This window comes from Planococcus maritimus (assembly GCF_001592825.1).
Taxonomy (GTDB): domain Bacteria; phylum Bacillota; class Bacilli; order Bacillales_A; family Planococcaceae; genus Planococcus; species Planococcus maritimus_C.
Genome location: NZ_LTZG01000021.1, coordinates 21,925 through 41,102 on the forward strand (window position 1 = coordinate 21,925; position 19,178 = coordinate 41,102).

Consider the following 19,178-nt stretch of genomic DNA (forward strand, 5'->3'; position numbering starts at 1 on the left):
GGCTATTGCTCCTGGCTGGTTTTTTCAGGTTGTAGCGAAAGGTAGGAAGTCGTATTTTCCGAAGCTTATCGCACGACTCCGTGGGCTCGCGCCCAAGCCTCCTCAGTCGCTTTGCGCCTTGCGGGGTCTCGGTCGTCTCGCTGTTCCACAGGAGTCGAGCGAACGCTTCTTCAAATACTTAGATAGTTATTTGATTTTCACTTGTGGAATAGCGTCATATTTCTTTTCAATTATAGAAGATTATAGACTTTTTCAACACTCTGGAAAACCAGCCAGAGGCTATTGCTCCTGGCTGGTTTTTTGTCTATGATGCTGCGGTTGTTGTGTCCATAAAGCTTTGACGCGGGCCGGATAGTCTGTGATGATTCCTTTGACTGAAGGGTGAAGCGCACGCAATATGCGTTCGTTTCCGGAAATTCCATACAGCCGCACCGGTTTCCCCATCTTCGCGATTGGTTCCAGCCATTTCGCTTTATGGTATCTCTTATGGAAATGGTAACTGTCGAAATCCTTGTATTTCCCCAATTCATTCCATTGCACAGCTCGTTTTAAGATCCACGCCACCTCTATATGCGGCTGCAAGCTTTTCATCTTTTTCAAGAGCTCAGCATCAAATGACGATAATTGGACATTGCCCGCCCCTTCAAGCAAGGCAGAGACGATTTCAGGACCCTCCGGATGTTTTGCAACAGATGACTTCAATTCGATATTCAACGGGATGTTTTTCCGCTTAGCCCAGTGTATGACTTCATAGGCAAGCGGAATCGAATGGCTCCCGAAACGGCGGAACCGTTTCCGGATCGACAGCAGCCTCAGCGAATCATACGCCATCGCATAGACATCCGACCGCATTCCGGCTAATCGGTTCAATTGATCGTCGTGATAGACAACTGCAATTCCGTCCTGCGTCATCTGGATGTCCAACTCAATTCCCACTTGCAGTTGATGCGCTAATTGAAATGCTTGCCATGTATTTTCAAGTGCATGGCCTGAGGCTCCGCGATGCGCATAAATTTCGATTTCAGACATAGCTTTCTCCCCTTTATCCGATAGGACTTAGCTTTAATCAACCATTTTATCACGTCATCAACTCACTGCAAATGTTGCGTTTGTTGTGGGCGGTTTTTTATTTTTCATAAGACCTTATGTAGTTAATTACATTTATCAGTAAGGCGCTCTCGCGCAAAAAAAACCGATGCCTATAACAGGCACCGGTCGTTCATTTTTTATTGTCATTCATGCCAAGGCTGTCGACAATCATAGCGATGAACTCAGAGTTGGCCGGTTTCGCTTGCAGGTGAGCTTCGCTATAGCCAAAGACACTTGCAATATGGGACACGGACTCGCTGCGCACCCATACTTGCTCGATGGCATGGCGGATCGACCTCTCAACGCGTGCTGGTGTCGTATCGAATTTCAATGCGATTTTCGGATACAGCTCTTTCGTCACTTTGCCAAGCGCAGAAGGTTCATCTACCACAATCGACACCGCTGCTTTTAAATACATATAACCTTTAAGATGCGGCGGCACACCGATGTCTTTTAAACGCGAAGTAATCAGCTCATCCTTTGTTACCAAACCATTTCTTGCGACTTGGTCCCCATTTTTCATGATGTGATTGATCTGGACGACCAATCGCTCCGTCTCAAATGGTTTCATGATGAAATAAGAAGCCCCGTAATCCGCAGCCTGGCTCATGATTGACTCCTGGCCAAATGCGGACAACATGATCACATGGATTTTACTCAGACGCTCATTCGAACGCAACACATCGAGTACCGCAATGCCATCTAAATAAGGCATGATGATATCGAGAAGCAAAATATCTGCCTCGGTCTGTTCCAGAATCCCGATACATTCCCTGCCGTCATGAGCCACGCCCACCACTTCCATATTCGGCTGTGAATCGAGAAATTCAGTCATCAATTCAACAAGCTCTCGGTTGTCATCGGCAATGGCGATTTTTATTTTCTCCATATTTTTCTCTCCTAATTGACAGGCTCCGGACCCTTATTTCATCAACAACTTCCGGTCCCTCGCCAAAGTCAGCAATTCATCAGCATGCTGTAAGGTTAATTCAGTGATTTCTGCCCCTGACAGCATACGGCTCATTTCTTCCGTACGTTTACGCCCTGCAAGTTCTTTTACCACAGTCGTGGTACGGTCTTTTGATACTTTTTTCTCGATAAACAAATGCTGGTCTGCCATCGCGGCAACTTGTGGCAGATGCGAAATACATAGCACCTGTGAGTGGCGGGCAATGGCTGCGATTTTTTCAGCGATCGCCTGCGCCACCCGGCCACTGACGCCTGTATCGACTTCATCGAAAATGATCGACGTAATGCCTTGGTGCTTGGAGAAAATCGTTTTCAGCGCCAGCATCATACGCGACAATTCGCCGCCTGATGCCACTTTCGTTAACGCTTTCAACGGCTCGCCGACATTTGTCGAGATATGGAACGCGATGCTGTCCTGGCCAAAGCGGTCGAATTTGCCTTTTGGCAACAAATTAAATTGGACTGCGAATGACGCTTTGCCCATATGGAGTTCTTTCAATTGTTCCATGATTGCTTTCGATAATTTCGTCGCCGCTTGTTTTCTAAGCATCGTCAATTCTTCCGCTTCGATGCGCAAGTCCTCGGTCAACTCTTTGAGCTTTTCTTGATCGAGGCGCAAACGCTGGTCGCGATTCAGCAGTTTATCCAGTTCATCTGCCTGTTCTTCTTGATACAGCAGCATATCTTCAACCGACGCGCCGTATTTACGTTTCAAAGATTGCAATAAAGCAAGGCGCTGTTCGATGTCATTGAGCCGTTCCGGATCGAATTCCAATTGATCCAAGATGCGCTTGATTTCCGTCGAAGTATCCTGCAATTGATAAAACGCCCCTGCCACCGATTCTGAAGCCTCTTGGAATTGTTCATCGACTGATGCGGCATGCTCGAGTTCGCTCATGGCATTGCCGACCCAATCAAGTCCTTTCGACTCTCCTTGAATCGCTTCGTGAGCTTGTGAGATCGATTCGTAAATTTTAGTGAAATTCTGCAAGCGTTTACGTTCGTCGAGCAAGGTTTCCTCTTCGCCAGGCACGAGCTGCGCTTCTTCAATTTCACGCAATTGAAATGTCAGCAAATCAATGCGTTGGGCAATCTGTTGCTCGTTTTCGTTATAAGTCGCAAATTCTCGCTTTAGTTTCGTGTATTTTTCAAACGTATGATTATAGCTTTCTTTTGCTTTGGTCAGGAGTTTCCCGGCAAATTGATCCAATAGGTGCAAATGTTGTTTTTCATCCATCAATTCCTGGGTTTCATGTTGGCCGTGGATATCAATCAATGCAGCCCCCACTTCACGCAAGATGGAAATGGTCACAAGCTTGCCGTTAATGCGGCAAACATTTTTGCCTTTGCCATTCAACTCACGCCGCAATAATACATCGCCGTCGCTCGCCTGGATGCCAAAATCCTCGAGCTTGCGATGGACAGGATGCGCCGCACTGTCGATATGGAACAATCCTTCAATTTCAGCTTTTTGCGCCCCGTGGCGAATAAATTCCTGACTGCCCCGACCGCCAGCCAATAAATGCACAGCATCGATAATAATCGATTTCCCTGCACCGGTTTCTCCTGTCAAAACGGTCATGCCTTCTGTAAAACTGACCGATAATGTATCAATGATCGCAAAATTGCGGATATCCAATTCTCGCAGCATATACATCCACCTCTTTAATTAAAGCATTTCAATCAAGCGTTGTTTCAATACTTCACGGTGTTCGACATCTCGGCAGATAATTAAACACGTATCATCCCCGCAAATGGTCCCCAAAATTTCTTCCCAATCTAAATGATCAATCAATGAACCGATTGCATGGGCATTGCCCGGCAAAGTTTTCATAACCAAAAAATGACTTGCGCCGTCAATACTGACGAATGCATCGGTTAATGCGCGGTGTAATTTCTGCATTGGGTTAAAGCGCTGGTCTGCCGGCAAGCTGTATTTATAACGCCCATCCTGCAACGGTACTTTTACTAAATGCAATTCTTTAATATCGCGTGAAACGGTCGCTTGCGTCACTTCATAGCCCGCTGCTTTCAATAAGTCGACCAAATCATCTTGCGTTTCGATTTCGCGATTTGAAATCAAGTCGCGGATTTTGATATGACGTTGTCCTTTGTTCATGGTGCTCCCCCTTGAGTGAATAATTATTCCAGATACTTTATATCGTACATCTAAACCACTTCGAAAACAAGGAAACTAGCTAGCACACTAGAACTATTTACCCCTTATAATCAAAACTAAGTCATTTTTATTAATAAGATAATAAAAAAAGAACAGGGATTGGAATCCCTGGCCTTTTTATGGTAAAAGTGTATTTTTTTCCTTAAATGCCAAGTGGGCATTCTCGACTACAGATGCCACTAAAGGCGCATCTGGCAATTCACTTTTAGCTGCCTGTTCATTCGATACCAAATGGAACAGGAACTCGATATTGCCTTCTCCACCCGTAATCGGCGAATGGGTCATTGCCTTCAGCTCGAATCCACAATCGACAGCATAAGCAGCCACTTTTTGCAGCACTTCCTGATGCACCTTTGGATCCCGGACGATGCCTTTTTTACCGACTTTCTCACGTCCTGCCTCAAATTGCGGCTTGACGAGGGCGATGCAATCGCCTCCAGGAACTAAAATGGTCTTCAGTACTGGCAAGATAATGCGCAACGAGATAAAGGACACATCGATTGTCGCCACTTCCGGCAAGCCTTCCTGAAAATCTTCCGGCTTCGAATGGCGGAAGTTGGTGCGCTCCATGACCGTGACGCGCGGGTCTTGGCGTATTTTCCAGGCTAATTGATTATATCCGACATCCAGTGCATAGCCGTGGCGTGCACCGTTTTGAAGCGCGCAATCGGTAAATCCGCCGGTCGATGAGCCGATGTCGAGCATCATTTTACCTTCCACTGCGACATCAAATTCAGCAAGCGCTTTTTCGAGCTTCAAACCACCCCGGCTCACATACCTCAAATCGTTTCCCTTTTTCTCAAGCGGTGCGTCTTCCGGTATTTTCTCGCCGGGCTTTTCCAAACGTTCACTGCCTGAGAAAATAACGCCTGCCATGATGGCACGTTTAGCTTTTTCACGTGTTTCGCAAATGCCCCGTTCAACTAACAGAACATCTACCCGTTCTTTTTTCACTTTATTCATAGAGCGTTCGACCGCTCCTGTTGTGAATGCTTTATGCGCGATTTCACTTTCTTGACGACTTCGTCACTATTGAGATCAATTTCATCCATCAATTCAGCGACATCGCCATGTTCAACAAAGAGATCCGGAATTCCCATACGGTCAATAACCGCACCCGTATGGCCATTATCCTGTGCGAATTCCAGTACCGCGCTGCCAAAGCCACCTTGCAATACCGCTTCTTCAATCGTCAGGACCGGTACGTTGCGGCCGAAAATTGAGGAAAGCATTTCTTCGTCCAACGGTTTGATAAAGCGGGCGTTGACAACTTCCACTTGAATACCTTGTTCGCGCAATTGCTCAGCTGCATGAAGCGCCATTGGAATCGTTGTGCCGAAAGTGAGGATGACGGCATCGCGCCCTTCTTCCAATACTTCCCAGCTGCCGATTGGAATGGCTTTTAACTCTTCGTCCATTGCAACACCTAGGCCATTGCCTCGAGGATAGCGCAATGCAATTGGGCCGTCATTGTAATCAATTGCTGTTTTGACCATATGCTGCCCTTCGTTTTCATCTTTAGGCATCATCAATACCATGTTCGGTAAATGGCGCAAGAAAGCGATATCGAACACGCCTTGATGCGTTTCCCCATCCGCTCCGACCAGGCCAGAGCGGTCAATGCCGATAAAGACATTTAAGTTCTGGCGACAAATGTCATGGACAATTTGATCGTAAGCACGCTGAAGGAACGTTGAGTAGATAGCCAAGAACGGCTTCATCCCTTGCGTTGCAAGTCCGGCTGCCATTGTGGTGGCATGCTGTTCGGCGATGCCAACATCAAACATCCGCTCAGGGAACTCAGAAGCAAAGCCTTCGAGTTTCGATCCGACCGGCATTGCCGGTGTAATCGCAACGATACGTTCGTCAGTACGCGCCAGTTTGCGGGCAGTCTCAGCGATCAAACCGCTCCATGAAGGGGCTTTGGAAGAGGATTTCACCAAATCGCCAGTTTCCATCTTATAAGGCCCAATTCCGTGCCATGTGCCGATTTTATCTTGCTCGGCAGGCAAATAGCCTTTGCCTTTTTTCGTGATGACATGAAGAAGCACAGGGCCTTTCGTTTTCTTCGCATATTCTAGGTTGTCTTGTAGTTCTTCCAGGTCATGGCCATCAATTGGGCCAAGATACGTGAACCCAAGTTCCTCGAAGAACATGCCGGAGACGACCAAGTATTTTAAGCTATCTTTTACGCGCTCAGCTGTAGAAGCGAGCTTGCCGCCAACAGCCGGCACTTTTTTCAACAAGTACTCAAGGTCGTCTTTGACTTTATTGTATTTTCCAGCTGTCCGCATACGGCCGAGTACGCTGTGCAGCGCCCCGACATTCGGTGCAATCGACATTTCGTTATCGTTGAGAATGACGGTCATGTCTGTCTGGGCGTGGCCGATGTGATTCAACGCCTCAAAAGCCATACCACCCGTCAAAGCGCCATCACCGATGATCGGAATAACGTAATTCTTGTCTTTTTTAATATCACGCGCTGCCGCCATGCCCATTGCTGCAGACAGGGAAGTGGAACTATGGCCAGTTTCCCAGACATCGTGATCGCTTTCATTGCGTTTAGGGAAGCCGCAAAGGCCCTTGAATTTACGTAGCGTGTCGAATTGATCCGCGCGTCCCGTTAAGATTTTATGGACATAAGATTGATGCCCAACATCCCAGATCAATTTATCGTCCGGGCTGTCGAATACTCGGTGAAGCGCAATTGTTAATTCCACCACGCCGAGGTTTGGTCCGATATGCCCCCCCGTTTTTGAAAGATTTTCTATCAGAAATCGACGGATATCTTCACTTAAAAGCTCTAATTGCTCAGAATTCAGCTCTTTTAGGAAAGATGGACCAGTTATCGAATGAAGATCCATTTGCCATCACACACCTTTTTCTATATTTTCCTGTATTGTTGTCTCCCCATATTATAGCAAGACAGGGCAAATGTACAAACAAGAGCCCTATTTTCAGCTTTTGCGCTGGACGATCAGCTCGGTCAATTCCTTCAATAATTGCTGGTCACCCGGCAGCCCAGCAATAGCATCGAGCGCTTGTTGTGCGTGATAGTCCAATTTTTCTTTTGCTTTTGGCAATGTCAAAATGCCGGGATACGTACTTTTATCGCTCGTTTCATCTTTACCCGCCGTTTTTCCGAGTTCTTCGGAAGTGCCCGTAACATCCAAAATATCATCTTGGATTTGGAAGGCTAAGCCAAGATGGCGGCCGAATGTTGAAAGCGCCATCAATTGTTCAGCGTTTGCACCGCCTAAGATCGCACCAGAAATGATGCTGTACGTCAATAATGCCCCTGTTTTCAATAAATGCACTTGTTCTAATTGCTCTAGAGTCAGCTGTTTTTCTTCCCCTTCGATGTCGAGCACTTGACCGCCGACCATTCCTTCCGCACCGGCTGAAGTCGACAACAGATCAATGAGTCGCACTTTATCTTCAGCGGAAACATTTTCCAAGCGCGCCAAGATGCCAAAGCTAAACGTTAATAAAGCGTCTCCTGCCAGAATGGCAATAGCTTCCCCGAATACTTTATGGTTGGTCGGCATGCCGCGCCGCAAATCGTCATTGTCCATGCTCGGCAAATCATCATGGATTAAGGAATATGTATGGATCATTTCAATCGCAGCCGCTACTTTCAAGGCATCGGGATGGGCTGCACCTTGTTCATGCATGGTCGCGAGCAAGAGCATCGGCCGGATGCGCTTACCACCGGCCTGAAGCGAATAATGCATCGATTCCTTTAAGGATTCAGGAATGGACAAAGCACTGATTAATTCCGCCATCTCTTGCTGAATTACCGGTTCATAATGGGTTCTGAATTGGCTTAAGTTCATTGGGCATTTCCTTCCCCTTCGATTTCAGCCGGAACTTCTTTTCCATCTTTCATCATCGTCACCAGCTGGGTTTCGGCATTTTTCAATTTGTCATGGCATAGTTTCGACAACTCCATACCTTTTTGGTAAAGCGTTAGCGCTTCTTCAAGCGGCACATCGCCTTGCTCCAGAAGTTTGACAATTTCTTCTAATTGCTCCATTGCGTCATTGAACATCATGTTCTTTTCTGCCATTTACTCGCGCTCCTTTTCTTTTGCATCGATTGCTTCGATGACGGTTTTGATTTCCCCGTCTTTCAATGAAAGGCTCAGCTGGTCACCAAGCTCCAGCTGGTCAACTGATTTCACCACTTCGCCATGCTTAAAAGGGATCGCATAGCCCCTATCCATGATCTTCAACGGACTTAGTGCATCTAGCGTACGGATAGCAGATTTTAATTGTTGCTCCCGTTGATTGAATACATTGGCGATACGCTGGTCGAGACGGTCGCCGAGAATGGCCAAATCCCGTTCGGCCTGGCGGATGCGGTCGCTTGGGTTGCGGTTGTCCAATTGGCGTGACAGCATGGTTAAGCGGTCTCCTGTGCGCCGGACTGTCAGCACGGTTTCCCGCTGCAGCGCATCCGCAGCACGTTCAATGCGTTCGATAAATGGCCGATATAGCCGGTCCGGATAAGCCATCGGATAGGAATTTTGCAGTTGCGTCAGCCGGATGCGACGCTGTTCCAAATCATTTGTCATATGGCGGAACATTATTTGTCGCTGCCCCATGACTCGCTCAAGCAATTCAATACGGCTTGGCACCGCGAGCTCTGCGGCAGCTGTTGGAGTAGCTGCGCGCAAGTCTGCGACGAAATCAGCGATGGTCGTATCCGTTTCGTGACCAACCGCTGAAATGATGGGGATCTTTGAGTCGTGGATCGCTCGTGCCACCGCTTCTTCGTTGAACGCCCATAAATCTTCGATTGAGCCGCCTCCGCGCCCGACAATCAATACATCGCTGTCGGTACGGTTGGCTTGCTGGATCGATTGGACAATCGACTGGACGGCCCCTTGTCCTTGTACGAGTGTCGGAAACAGCACGATTTGTGCTAGCGGATAACGGCGCTTGAGCGTCGTGATGATATCGCGCACCGCAGCACCTGTCTGCGCCGTGATAACCGCCACTTTTTCAGGGAATCGAGGAAGTGCCTGTTTGTGATCGGCGTTGAAGATGCCTTCTTTGTTGAGCTTTTCCTTTAACTGTTCAAACGCCAAATAATAATCGCCGATGCCATCAGGCTGCATCGACTGGGCATACAATTGGTATTGGCCCGATGCCTCATAGACGGAGATATCGCCGCGGATCAACACCGTCATGCCGCTTTCCGGGCGAAATTTCATCGATTTCGCACGCGCTGAGAACATGACAGCCGGCATGCGGGCTTTTTGGTCTTTCAACGTGAAATAGATATGCCCGCTCGTATGGATTTTAACGTTCGACAACTCGCCTTTTACGTAAACATCACGCAAATGAGGATCGGCATCGAATTTTTTCTTTATGTACTTCGTTAACGCTGCAACACTTAAGTACGGGTCGGTCGCCAAAATGTCAACCCCTGTCTATAGAAAGTAAAAAGCTGTCTTTCTTTCGAAAAACAGCTCTATTTGCTATTCATTTTACACGCTTTCGGCAGCTTTGTCTTTCGATAATCCTTTTTCTGCCGACTGCAATGTGTTTTCCATCAACATCGCGATCGTCATCGGCCCAACGCCGCCCGGTACAGGCGTGATGAAGCTTGCTTGCTCGCGTACTGCTTCGAAATCGACGTCGCCGCAAAGCTTGCCGTTTTCGTCGCGGTTCATGCCGACGTCAATGACGACTGCGTCTTTCTTGATATGGTCTGCACCGATAAACTTCGCCCGCCCAATGGCCGCGATAATGATATCCGCTTGATTGGTCATCGCTTTCAAATCCGGCGTCTTGGAATGGCAATAAGTCACAGTCGCATCTTTTTGCAGCAGCAATTGGCCAACCGGTTTTCCAACAATATTGCTGCGGCCAATCACGACGGCGTGTTTGCCTGCTGGGTCAATGCCGTAATGTTCAAGCAGCACCATCACCCCATGCGGCGTACACGGTAAAAACGCCTCTTTGCCGATCATCATATTGCCGACTGAAATCGGATGGAAGCCATCGACATCTTTCTCTGGGGCAATTGCGGTGATGATCTTGAATTCGTCAATCTGGGCAGGAAGCGGCAATTGTACCAAGATGCCGTGGATTTCCGGATCGTTGTTCAATTCGTCAATCTTCTCCAGCAGTTCCTGCTCGGATAGTGAGGCAGGGTATAGATGAAGGTCCGAGCGCATGCCGAGCGATTCACAGGTCTTCTTTTTATTTTTAACGTAAGTTTGCGAAGCGGAATCGTCGCCCACCAGAATGACCGATAGGCCAGGAGTGATTCCATTTGTTTTCAATCTTTCTACACGTTGTTGCACTTGCTCTTTAATTTTCAGGCTAACGGCTTTTCCATCAATCAATTCAGCAGTCACGTAGATTCCTCCAATGATTAGTTCGCAGTTTGGTCAGTAAATTTCGAAAGAACGCCGTTGACGAAGCGGCTTGACTTGTCGTCCCCAAAAGTTTTGCTCAATTCAATCGCTTCGTTCAAAACGACTCGGCTAGGAGCATCATCCATGTATTCCAGTTCAAAAACAGCCATGCGCAAAATCGTCCGTTCGACTTTTGGCAAACGTTCAAGCGACCAGTTTTGTAAGTGGCCTTTCAATTTATCGTCAATTTCCTGTTGCTTGCTGTTCGTACCTTCTACTAACAATTTATAGAATTGGTCTGTCTCGCCTTCCATGACATGTTCCATTGCTTCTGCAATCGTCAATTCGGTTCCATCGAGCTGGAATAGCGTCTGAAGCGCTTTTTCCCGTGCTTCGTGTCGTTTCATCATAATTCCGGTCTCCTTTTCAAGCTGATTATCCACCCATTATACAGGTAATCGCACGGAACTTCCAAGTTTGAAATGTTCCAACAAATCGCCACAGTGACTGTGGGATCCATAAAAAAGAAGGCTGGCCGGAACATGCATCAGCATGTCCGGGCAGCCTGCTTATCAGTCCTGGGGATGGTCGAAACGTATACCGGTAATGTGCACGTTCACTTCTTGCGTCTGCAATGAAGTCATCGTCTCTAAGGTCTGGCGGACTTGTTCTTGGATCTTTTTAGCCGTATTCGGAATCGATACCCCGAAATCGACGACACAATAGACATCAATCGCCAAGCCTTCATCCGATAATTCGGTTTTGATGCCTTTGCCGTGGACTTTTTTGCCCAGTCGTTCCACAACGCCGGATGCAAAATTGCCGCGCATGCTGGCAACGCCTTCGATATCAGTCGCAGCAATACTCGCGATTATTTCCAGCACTTCCGGCGCGACTTCGATATTTCCAAGATCCTGTGCGCCGGGTGATTTCATTTTCACATAAGGGATTACTTTTTCTGCCATTTAACTATTCCTCCTCAGGAGCCCATTACATCGTATTTTTCCAGGAATTTGGTATTAAAGTCCCCGGATTTGAACACCTCATGATCCATGAGGCGAAGATGGAATGGAATGGTCGTGAAGACGCCTTCGACGACAAACTCATCGAGCGCGCGCTTCATCTTGGACACCGCTTCTTCGCGCGTATCGGCGAATGTGATGAGCTTCGCCACCATCGAATCATAATAAGGCGGGATTGAGTAGCCTGAATACATCGCAGAATCGACGCGCACGCCCATTCCACCCGGCGGCAAGTACATGTCTACACGGCCGGCTGAAGGCATGAAATTCTTCAACGGATTTTCAGCGTTGATGCGGCATTCAATCGACCAGCCTTTGAACGTCACATCTTCTTGTTTATAAGCGAGAGTTTCGCCCGAAGCGACTTTCAATTGCTGTTGGATCAAATCAATGCCGGTAATCATTTCAGTGACAGGATGCTCAACTTGAATTCGTGTATTCATTTCCATGAAATAGAACTTTTGGTTGACGGCATCAAAAATAAACTCAACCGTGCCGGCACCGCGGTAATTAACTGCTTGTGCTGCTTTTACAGCCGCTTCGCCCATTTCCGCTCTCAACTCTGCAGACAATGCAGGAGATGGCGCTTCTTCGACAAGCTTTTGCATGCGGCGTTGGATCGAGCAATCGCGTTCGCCGAGATGGATGGCGTTGCCATGCGAATCAGCCAGCACCTGGATTTCGATATGGCGGAAATCCTCGATGAATTTCTCGATATAAACGCCGGGATTACCGAAAGCCGCTGCTGCTTCTTTTTGCGTCATATTGAGGCCTTTGATAAAGTCTTCGCGTGTTCTCGCTACGCGAATCCCTTTGCCCCCGCCTCCTGCTGTCGCTTTGATGATGACCGGGAAACCGATTTTTTCAGCAATTTCCAAGCCTTCCTCTTCGCTGCCGACGATCCCTGTAGAGCCTGGGACAACCGGTACGTTCGCTTGGCGCATCGTTTCGCGGGCTACGTCTTTTGTACCCATTTTCGAAATCGCCGCTGCGGTCGGTCCGATGAACATGATGTCGCATGCTTCACACAGTTCGGCAAAGCTGGAGTTTTCAGCGAGGAACCCATACCCCGGATGGATGCCGTCGCAATTCGTCAACTTGGCCACGCTGATGATATTGGAAAAGTTCAAATAGCTGTCTTTTGATAGTTTCGGTCCGATGCAATACGCTTCGTCAGCCAGTTCAACGTGAAGCGCTTCCTTATCCGCTTCAGAATAAACCGCTACGGTCTGGATATCGAGCTCTTTGCAGGCACGGATGATCCGTACGGCGATTTCTCCGCGGTTGGCAATTAATACTTTTTTCATCATTGTCAGCCCCTCCTCAATTTGCTTTTACGAGGAACAAAGGCTGACCGTATTCGACCAATTGGCCGTCTTTGACTAGGATTTCAGCGATTTCCCCATCCACTTCTGCTTCGATTTCGTTAAAGAGCTTCATCGCTTCAACGATGCAGACAACTTGATCTGCAGAAACTTTCGTCCCGACAGCCACATAAGCTTCTTCTTCCGGTGATGGCGATTGATAGAACGTGCCGACCATCGGCGACAGGATCTTATGCAAGTCTTCGTTTGAAGCATTTCCAGCCTCTGCCGTTTCCGTTTGTACCGGCTGTTCTGTTGGTGCCGATTCAACTGATTCGACTTGTTTTGGAGCGGATGGTGCATCTTTTTGTACAGGCGCTTCCACCACTTTGGATTGGACGGCTGGTTGTGAAGGGTTAGATGCATTTTTCTTCATCTTGACTTTCACCCCGTCGAATTCATAGCTGAATTCGTCGATAGAAGATTGATCTACCAATTTAATAATTTCGCGAATTTCCTGGATTTTCATAGAATACCTACTCCCCTGTTATGTAATGATTTTTAGCTACTTTCCCATTTTAGACTTTTTCGAATCATTTTGAAATAGCAAGCCCGACATTTTAAAAAAAGGCCCCTTAAAAGAGGCCTTTCTTACTTATTGGGCACGTGAGACGTATGAAGAATCGGTTGTATTGATGATTAGTTTATCCCCTTGATTGATGAAAAACGGCACTTGGACAGAAAGCCCAGTTGTTAAAATCGCCGGTTTTGATCCACCGCTCGCCGTATCTCCTTTGATGCCCGGATCTGTTTCAGCCACTTCCAGAACAACCGTGTTCGGCAATTCGACACCGAGCACTTCCCCGTGATATTGAATCACTTGGACGTCCATGTTTTCTTGCAGGAACTTCAATTCATACTCGATGCTTTTTTCCGGCAATTCGATTTGGTCGTATGTTTCGTTGTCCATGAATGCGTGCATATCGCCATTAGCATACAAATACTGCATTTTGCGGTTATCGATTTGGGCTTTTGCTACTTTCTCGCCAGCGCGGAAAGTTTTTTCATTGACCGCTCCAGTGCGCAAATTACGTAGTTTCGAACGGACAAACGCCGCCCCTTTACCTGGTTTTACGTGCTGGAATTCCATGACACGCCAAATATCGTTATCTACTTCGATGGTCAATCCTGTTTTAAAATCGTTTACTGAAATCATTATAGTTCCTCCGTTTGTTATAAAATGCGAAGCTCTTTTGAAGAATGCGTCAAGCGCTCATTCCCCGTTTCGGTTATCAGTATATCATCTTCAATGCGCACTCCGCCAATCCCCGGCAAATAGATGCCAGGTTCGACAGTGACAGCCATGTTCGGCTCTAGTACCGTTTCTGAACGGAACGACAAGCCGGGACCTTCATGGACTTCAAGGCCGATGCCATGTCCTGTCGAATGGCCAAACGCTTCGCCGTAGCCTTTAGACTTGATGTAATCGCGGGCAATCGCATCTGCTTCGATGCCCGTCATGCCTGGTTTGATTTTTTCTAGCGCCAACACTTGAGAGTCCAAAACGATTTTGTAGATTTCCTTTAGCTTATCGGATGGTTCGCCGACCGCGACCGTGCGCGTGATATCCGATACATAGCCCTGGTACAAAGCTCCAAAATCGAGTGTAATCAAGTCGCCTTGTTCGATCTTTTTGTCGGATGCGACACCATGAGGCAATGCGGAGCGCAAGCCAGATGCCACAATGATATCAAAGGACGAAGAAGTTGCGCCTTGTGAACGCATGAAAAACTCCAATTCGTTCGATACTTGTAGTTCTGTCATGCCCGGTTTGATATATGTGCAGATGTGTTCGAATGCATCATCAGCAATTTTCGCTGCCGCTTTTAGCACGTCGATTTCTTCCGGAGCTTTTACCATGCGCAGCTGTTCGATCAAGCCGCTTACCGGTTCTAGTGTTGCTGATAATTTGTCTTGATATTGTGAGTAAGTCGCAAAGGTCATATAATCCTGTTCAAATGCTAAACGTTCAACTGCTGCTTCTTGAACAATGCGCGCTACTTCGTCAAGCAAACCTTTTTGCGCTTGGACCACTTTGAATTCTTTCACTTGCTCACCGGCTTGTTCTGTATAGCGGAAATCGGTGATGAACCATGCGTCGTTCGGTGTGATGAGCGCAAGCCCAGCCGTTCCGGTGAAGCCTGTAATAAAACGAAGATTGTACGGATTGGTCACTAACAAGGAATCTAATTCCTGCTTTTGCATTTGTTCGCGCAGTTTCGTCAATTTCATCAATGTCATCCTTTCTGTTGTCGAAGCAAAAGTGCCTGCAGCCCTAGATGGTATACATCTTTACCGAAACCGGCGATTTGGCCAATCGCTACCGGCGCGATATGGGATTCGTGGCGAAATGCTTCACGTGCATGAATATTGGAAATATGTACTTCAACGACCGGCACTTGAATCGACGCGATGGCATCTCGAATTGCGATGCTCGTATGCGTGTAAGCGCCGGCATTTAAGACAATGCCTGATACGCCGTCATCATCCGCACCGTGGATCCAGTCGATCAGTTCCCCTTCGTGATTGGACTGCCGGCAAATCAACTCGAAGCCTTCACTGTCTGCAAACGCGGCAAGTTCCTGCTCCAGCTCTTGCAAGGTGAAACTGCCATAGGCTTGTTTGTCGCGCTTGCCGAGACGATTTAAATTGGGACCGTTTAATACCAGGACTCTCATGCCCTTGCACCCCCTTCTTGGCTATCCTTTTCCATTTTAGCATACGATCAATAAGCATCAAGCCAGAAGACGGGCTTAAGAGGGAACATAAAAAAACGGAAGCCTGTTTTGGCTTCCGTTTTTTTCACTGGAGAATATTACTCCGGCTATATGAAGTTTTGTATTACAGTCCGCATTTCAATTGGGCCGCACAATTGGTGCAGGTATTGCATCCGCCCATTTCTTCGACAGTCCCTTTGCGGCAGACAGGGCACGTGTCGCCAACTTCCGAACCGATCGTGACATTCGTTGAACGCAAGTCTTGGATCGTGTCGATCAAGACAACAGGGCGTTTGCCTGTGTCTTCTTCGGTATGCTCTTCTTCAAAAGTATTATCTTCTGCCTTCAAGGTCAATACCTGGGAATCACGGCTGCCATCGACATAGACCGTTCCGCCTTTAGCACCGCCTTTATACAGTCGTTCATAGACGCCTTCTACCTGTTCGACGGTATAGCCTTTCGGGGCATTGACCGTTTTTGAAATGGAAGAATCGATCCAGCGCTGGATGATGCATTGCACATCTGCGTGCGCTTCCGGAGCCAAGTCCATGGATGTAATGAACGCTTTCGGCAAGTTGTCTTCATCCGCGTCCGGGTTATTCTTCAAATATTCGCGGACAATATCCGCTTTCACTTCGATGAATTTCCCGAGGCGGCCGCTGCGGTAATACGTGAAGGAATAGTACGGTTCAAGACCAGTCGAAACACCGACCATCGTGCCAGTCGAACCGGTTGGCGCAACTGTCAATAAGTGAGAGTTGCGAATCCCTTTATCAAGCACAGCTTGGCGGATTTCTTCTGGCATGCCTTGCATAAAGCCCGTTTCCGTGAAGGCGCGGCGCAATTTTTCCGTTTCAGCGTCTGTTTCGCCTGTAAGGAATGGGAAGCTTCCTCGTTCTTCAGCAAGCTCTGTCGAGGCTTCGTACGCTGCGACAGCAATCGTCTTGAAGATTTCATCGACCAGCTCGTTGCCTTCTGGAGAACCATACTCGCGGTCCGAATAAATGAGCAAATCGGCGAGGCCCATAACGCCAAGACCAACACGGCGTTCGCCTAGTGCCTGGATGCGATTGTCTTCTAGGAAGTATGGCGTTGCGTCGATGACGTTATCCTGCATGCGAACGCCGACGCGCACCGTTTCTTTCAATGCTTCAAAATCGACTTGCTTCGTTTTTGGATCCGCAAAGCGCGCCAAGTTAACAGCTGCCAAGTTGCAGACAGAATAAGGAGCCAATGGTTGTTCGCCGCATGGGTTTGTCGCTACGACTTTTTGGCCGTATGCGGTGGCGTTTGTTTTTTCATTGGCGTTATCGATAAAGAAAATGCCAGGTTCTGCGGAGTAGGTTGCACATACATTGATCAAGTTCCAGAGCTCACGCGCTTTGATCACACGGTATGTCCGGACTTGATGACCAAGTTTTTCCCATTCGCGGACATCGCCGATCTTAGGCCATTCTTCGTTATAGACGGCCATCTGTTCTTTAGAATATGATTCGACTGCCGGGAAGCGCAACTCGAAATCTTCGTCTTTTTCGACCGCTTCCATGAAGTCTTTCGTCAAGGTGACAGAAATATTGGCGCCAGTCAAAAATTCTTCATTATGGACTGCATATGTGCCTCCGTCGCGCAATTTTGTTTCGGCATCGCGCATGATTTTTTCATTGAACCCGCCCATGCCTGGAATTGTTCTGTAGTTAAGCAAGCCTTGATACATCGCTTCTTCCTGTTCGGTCAAAGGCTTGAACTTCAATTTATCGTTCGCCAGGCGTTTGATCGTTTCGTCTTCTGTGTTTTCGATCAAATAGCGCAAGATGCGCGGATTCTGCATTTTGGAAATGATGAATTCAGCAATATCCGGATGCCAGTCAGCAAGCATAATCATCTGCGCACCGCGGCGTGAACCGCCTTGTTCGACAAGATGCGTTAGTTTCGCAATGTCATCGAGCCAAGAAACGGAACCGGATGATTTGCCGTTGACTCCGCGAGCGAGCGTGTTGCGCGGGCGTAGTGTCGATCCATTCGTACCAACACCGCCCCCGCGGCTCATGATTTCCATTACTTGCTTGCGGTGGTCTGAGATACCTTCGCGTGAATCGGCGACAAATGGCATGACGTAGCAGTTAAAATACGTGACGTCCGTGTCGGCGCCTGCTCCGTAAAGCACACGGCCTGCAGGAACAAAGTTCAAATTGACCAGCTGCTCATAGAATTTCGTGAACCATTCGCTTTGTTTCTCAGGCGTTTTCTCGACTGCCGAAAGCCCAGTGGCATTGCGTTTAGCGATTTGCTCATAAAATACTTCAAGCGGCTTTTCGATGACATCAATTGGCCGGTTGACGATGCCTTGCTCGACTTCATCCGGGTTGTCGATGGCGCTGCGGTAATCTTCTTCGATCCACACGCGTGCTTTGTTCGCCGCTTCGTCGATCGAGACAATATAGCCGAGGCCACGTGCAGGAAATTTCGGATCTTCTTTGACTGTTAAGACGACAAAGTCACCCGGCTTTAATGTGCTTTTGCTAGTATCTTTAAAGGAATAGCGGTCGATCATGACTAGGCGTGACACGCCTTTATGGGTTTGCTTCATATCTTTTGTTACCGCGTGGACTTGCGGGAACGCTTCAATGTCTTTGTTCAGGGACTCGACGTTTAATGTATATTCGGATTGTGTGGCGGAAACCATTTGACAAATCCTCCTTTGTATTATATGGAGTTAACACTATATATAGTATTATTACAATTCCCATGATACTATATGTTGAAACTCAGTCGCAATAACATTTTTCTGATGGAAAATGTCAGCAGCCGAACAAGCGAGTAACGGCAAGGTTTTGGCGTTTTGACATTAGTTAAAATGAGACAAAAGACACGTATGTTCGCATAATACAGCGCAAAAATCGATTGATTTTCCCGCCGCAGGCACTTGACAAGTGAAAGTGCAGCAATGGCACGCTTTCAGTACACAGGCTTCACAAGATTGTCTCTGATTTGCCCAGATTACTGTAACATAGCCATTGAATATCCGTCACCTTATCTCTTATAATGAGAAAGTATAGAAAGGGGCAAGAACAGTGGAATTATTGTATATCACTTTGGGTGTCGTCATTGCCATCCTCATATTTGCGGTCGTCTCCTTCCTGCGCATCCGCAAAGCGGTCACCGATTTGAACCAGGAAGAATTTATCCAAGGCTATCGTAAAGCGCAGCTTATCGATGTCCGGGAACCTAAAGATTTTGCAGCCGGCCACATTCTCGGGGCACGCAATATCCCGCAATCGCAATTGCGCCAGCGCTACAAGGAAATTCGCGCTGACAAACCGGTTTATCTGTACGATCAAAACGGAGCAAGAAGCGGACGTGTCGCGTTGTTCTTGAAGAAAAAAGGCTACGAGCAATTGTTTCAGTTGCAAGGCGGCTTCAAGAAATGGACAGGCAAAATCAAATCTAAATAAGCAAAACCCCAGAAGC

19 protein-coding genes are annotated in these 19,178 nt (G+C 47.7%); 1 reads left to right on the plus strand and 18 read right to left on the minus strand.

The window, feature by feature from the left end; genetic code table 11:
* Window positions 1–279: 279 nt before the first annotated feature.
* From AY633_RS10510 to AY633_RS10595, 18 genes are all read right to left on the minus strand, one after another.
* Complete coding sequence (locus tag AY633_RS10510; RefSeq protein WP_068488329.1) at window positions 280–1,029, minus strand: glycerophosphodiester phosphodiesterase; 750 nt, start codon at window positions 1,027–1,029, stop codon at window positions 280–282.
* 190 nt (window positions 1,030–1,219) lie between these two features.
* The gene (gene spo0A, locus AY633_RS10515; protein ID WP_068488330.1) at window positions 1,220–1,978 is read right to left on the minus strand and encodes a sporulation transcription factor Spo0A; all 759 of its coding nucleotides are present in this window, start codon (window positions 1,976–1,978) and stop codon (window positions 1,220–1,222) included.
* A gap of 33 nt (window positions 1,979–2,011) precedes the next feature.
* A complete protein-coding gene (gene recN / locus AY633_RS10520; protein ID WP_068488331.1) occupies window positions 2,012–3,709 on the minus strand; it encodes a DNA repair protein RecN in 1,698 nt (565 codons plus the stop codon).
* Between the two features lie 18 nt (window positions 3,710–3,727).
* On the minus strand, window positions 3,728–4,177 hold the full coding sequence (gene ahrC / locus AY633_RS10525; RefSeq protein WP_058380870.1) for a transcriptional regulator AhrC/ArgR: 450 nt from the start codon (window positions 4,175–4,177) through the stop codon (window positions 3,728–3,730).
* 177 nt (window positions 4,178–4,354) lie between these two features.
* Window positions 4,355–5,200 carry a TlyA family RNA methyltransferase gene (locus tag AY633_RS10530; RefSeq protein ID WP_068488332.1) on the minus strand — a complete coding sequence of 282 codons (846 nt, stop codon included), beginning with the start codon at window positions 5,198–5,200 and terminating at the stop codon, window positions 4,355–4,357.
* A complete protein-coding gene (gene dxs / locus AY633_RS10535) occupies window positions 5,197–7,101 on the minus strand; it encodes a 1-deoxy-D-xylulose-5-phosphate synthase (RefSeq protein ID WP_068488333.1) in 1,905 nt (634 codons plus the stop codon). Before dxs ends, AY633_RS10530 begins: the two co-directional genes overlap by 4 nt.
* Before the next feature lie 93 nt (window positions 7,102–7,194).
* Window positions 7,195–8,073 carry a polyprenyl synthetase family protein gene (locus tag AY633_RS10540; RefSeq protein ID WP_068488334.1) on the minus strand — a complete coding sequence of 293 codons (879 nt, stop codon included), beginning with the start codon at window positions 8,071–8,073 and terminating at the stop codon, window positions 7,195–7,197.
* Window positions 8,070–8,306: an exodeoxyribonuclease VII small subunit gene (gene xseB, locus AY633_RS10545; protein ID WP_068488335.1), complete on the minus strand. Its 237-nt coding sequence runs from the start codon at window positions 8,304–8,306 to the stop codon at window positions 8,070–8,072. Before xseB ends, AY633_RS10540 begins: the two co-directional genes overlap by 4 nt.
* Entirely contained in the window at window positions 8,307–9,659 is a 1,353-nt protein-coding gene (gene xseA / locus AY633_RS10550) for an exodeoxyribonuclease VII large subunit (protein WP_068488336.1), read from the minus strand.
* Window positions 9,660–9,731: 72 nt separating this feature from the next.
* Window positions 9,732–10,607 (minus strand): bifunctional methylenetetrahydrofolate dehydrogenase/methenyltetrahydrofolate cyclohydrolase FolD, encoded by an 876-nt coding sequence (folD, locus tag AY633_RS10555; protein WP_068488337.1) that lies wholly within the window; start codon window positions 10,605–10,607, stop codon window positions 9,732–9,734.
* A 17-nt stretch (window positions 10,608–10,624) separates the two neighbouring features.
* On the minus strand, window positions 10,625–11,014 hold the full coding sequence (nusB, locus tag AY633_RS10560; RefSeq protein ID WP_068488580.1) for a transcription antitermination factor NusB: 390 nt from the start codon (window positions 11,012–11,014) through the stop codon (window positions 10,625–10,627).
* Between the two features lie 165 nt (window positions 11,015–11,179).
* Entirely contained in the window at window positions 11,180–11,572 is a 393-nt protein-coding gene (locus AY633_RS10565; protein WP_068462066.1) for an Asp23/Gls24 family envelope stress response protein, read from the minus strand.
* Window positions 11,573–11,586: 14 nt separating this feature from the next.
* Window positions 11,587–12,939, minus strand: a complete 1,353-nt coding sequence (gene accC, locus AY633_RS10570; protein ID WP_068488338.1) for an acetyl-CoA carboxylase biotin carboxylase subunit — start codon at window positions 12,937–12,939, stop codon at window positions 11,587–11,589.
* A 13-nt stretch (window positions 12,940–12,952) separates the two neighbouring features.
* The gene (accB, locus tag AY633_RS10575) at window positions 12,953–13,462 is read right to left on the minus strand and encodes an acetyl-CoA carboxylase biotin carboxyl carrier protein (protein ID WP_068488339.1); all 510 of its coding nucleotides are present in this window, start codon (window positions 13,460–13,462) and stop codon (window positions 12,953–12,955) included.
* Between the two features lie 126 nt (window positions 13,463–13,588).
* Window positions 13,589–14,149, minus strand: a complete 561-nt coding sequence (efp, locus tag AY633_RS10580) for an elongation factor P (protein ID WP_068462060.1) — start codon at window positions 14,147–14,149, stop codon at window positions 13,589–13,591.
* A 17-nt stretch (window positions 14,150–14,166) separates the two neighbouring features.
* A complete protein-coding gene (locus AY633_RS10585) occupies window positions 14,167–15,225 on the minus strand; it encodes a M24 family metallopeptidase (RefSeq protein WP_068488340.1) in 1,059 nt (352 codons plus the stop codon).
* A 5-nt stretch (window positions 15,226–15,230) separates the two neighbouring features.
* Complete coding sequence (gene aroQ / locus AY633_RS10590; RefSeq protein WP_068462057.1) at window positions 15,231–15,671, minus strand: type II 3-dehydroquinate dehydratase; 441 nt, start codon at window positions 15,669–15,671, stop codon at window positions 15,231–15,233.
* Window positions 15,672–15,834: 163 nt separating this feature from the next.
* Window positions 15,835–18,393: a vitamin B12-dependent ribonucleotide reductase gene (locus AY633_RS10595; RefSeq protein ID WP_068488341.1), complete on the minus strand. Its 2,559-nt coding sequence runs from the start codon at window positions 18,391–18,393 to the stop codon at window positions 15,835–15,837.
* A gap of 388 nt (window positions 18,394–18,781) precedes the next feature.
* Here AY633_RS10595 and AY633_RS10600 point away from each other — a divergent pair, with 388 nt between their 5' ends.
* The gene (locus AY633_RS10600; RefSeq protein WP_058380884.1) at window positions 18,782–19,162 is read left to right on the plus strand and encodes a rhodanese-like domain-containing protein; all 381 of its coding nucleotides are present in this window, start codon (window positions 18,782–18,784) and stop codon (window positions 19,160–19,162) included.
* The last annotated feature ends 16 nt before the right edge of the window (window positions 19,163–19,178 follow it).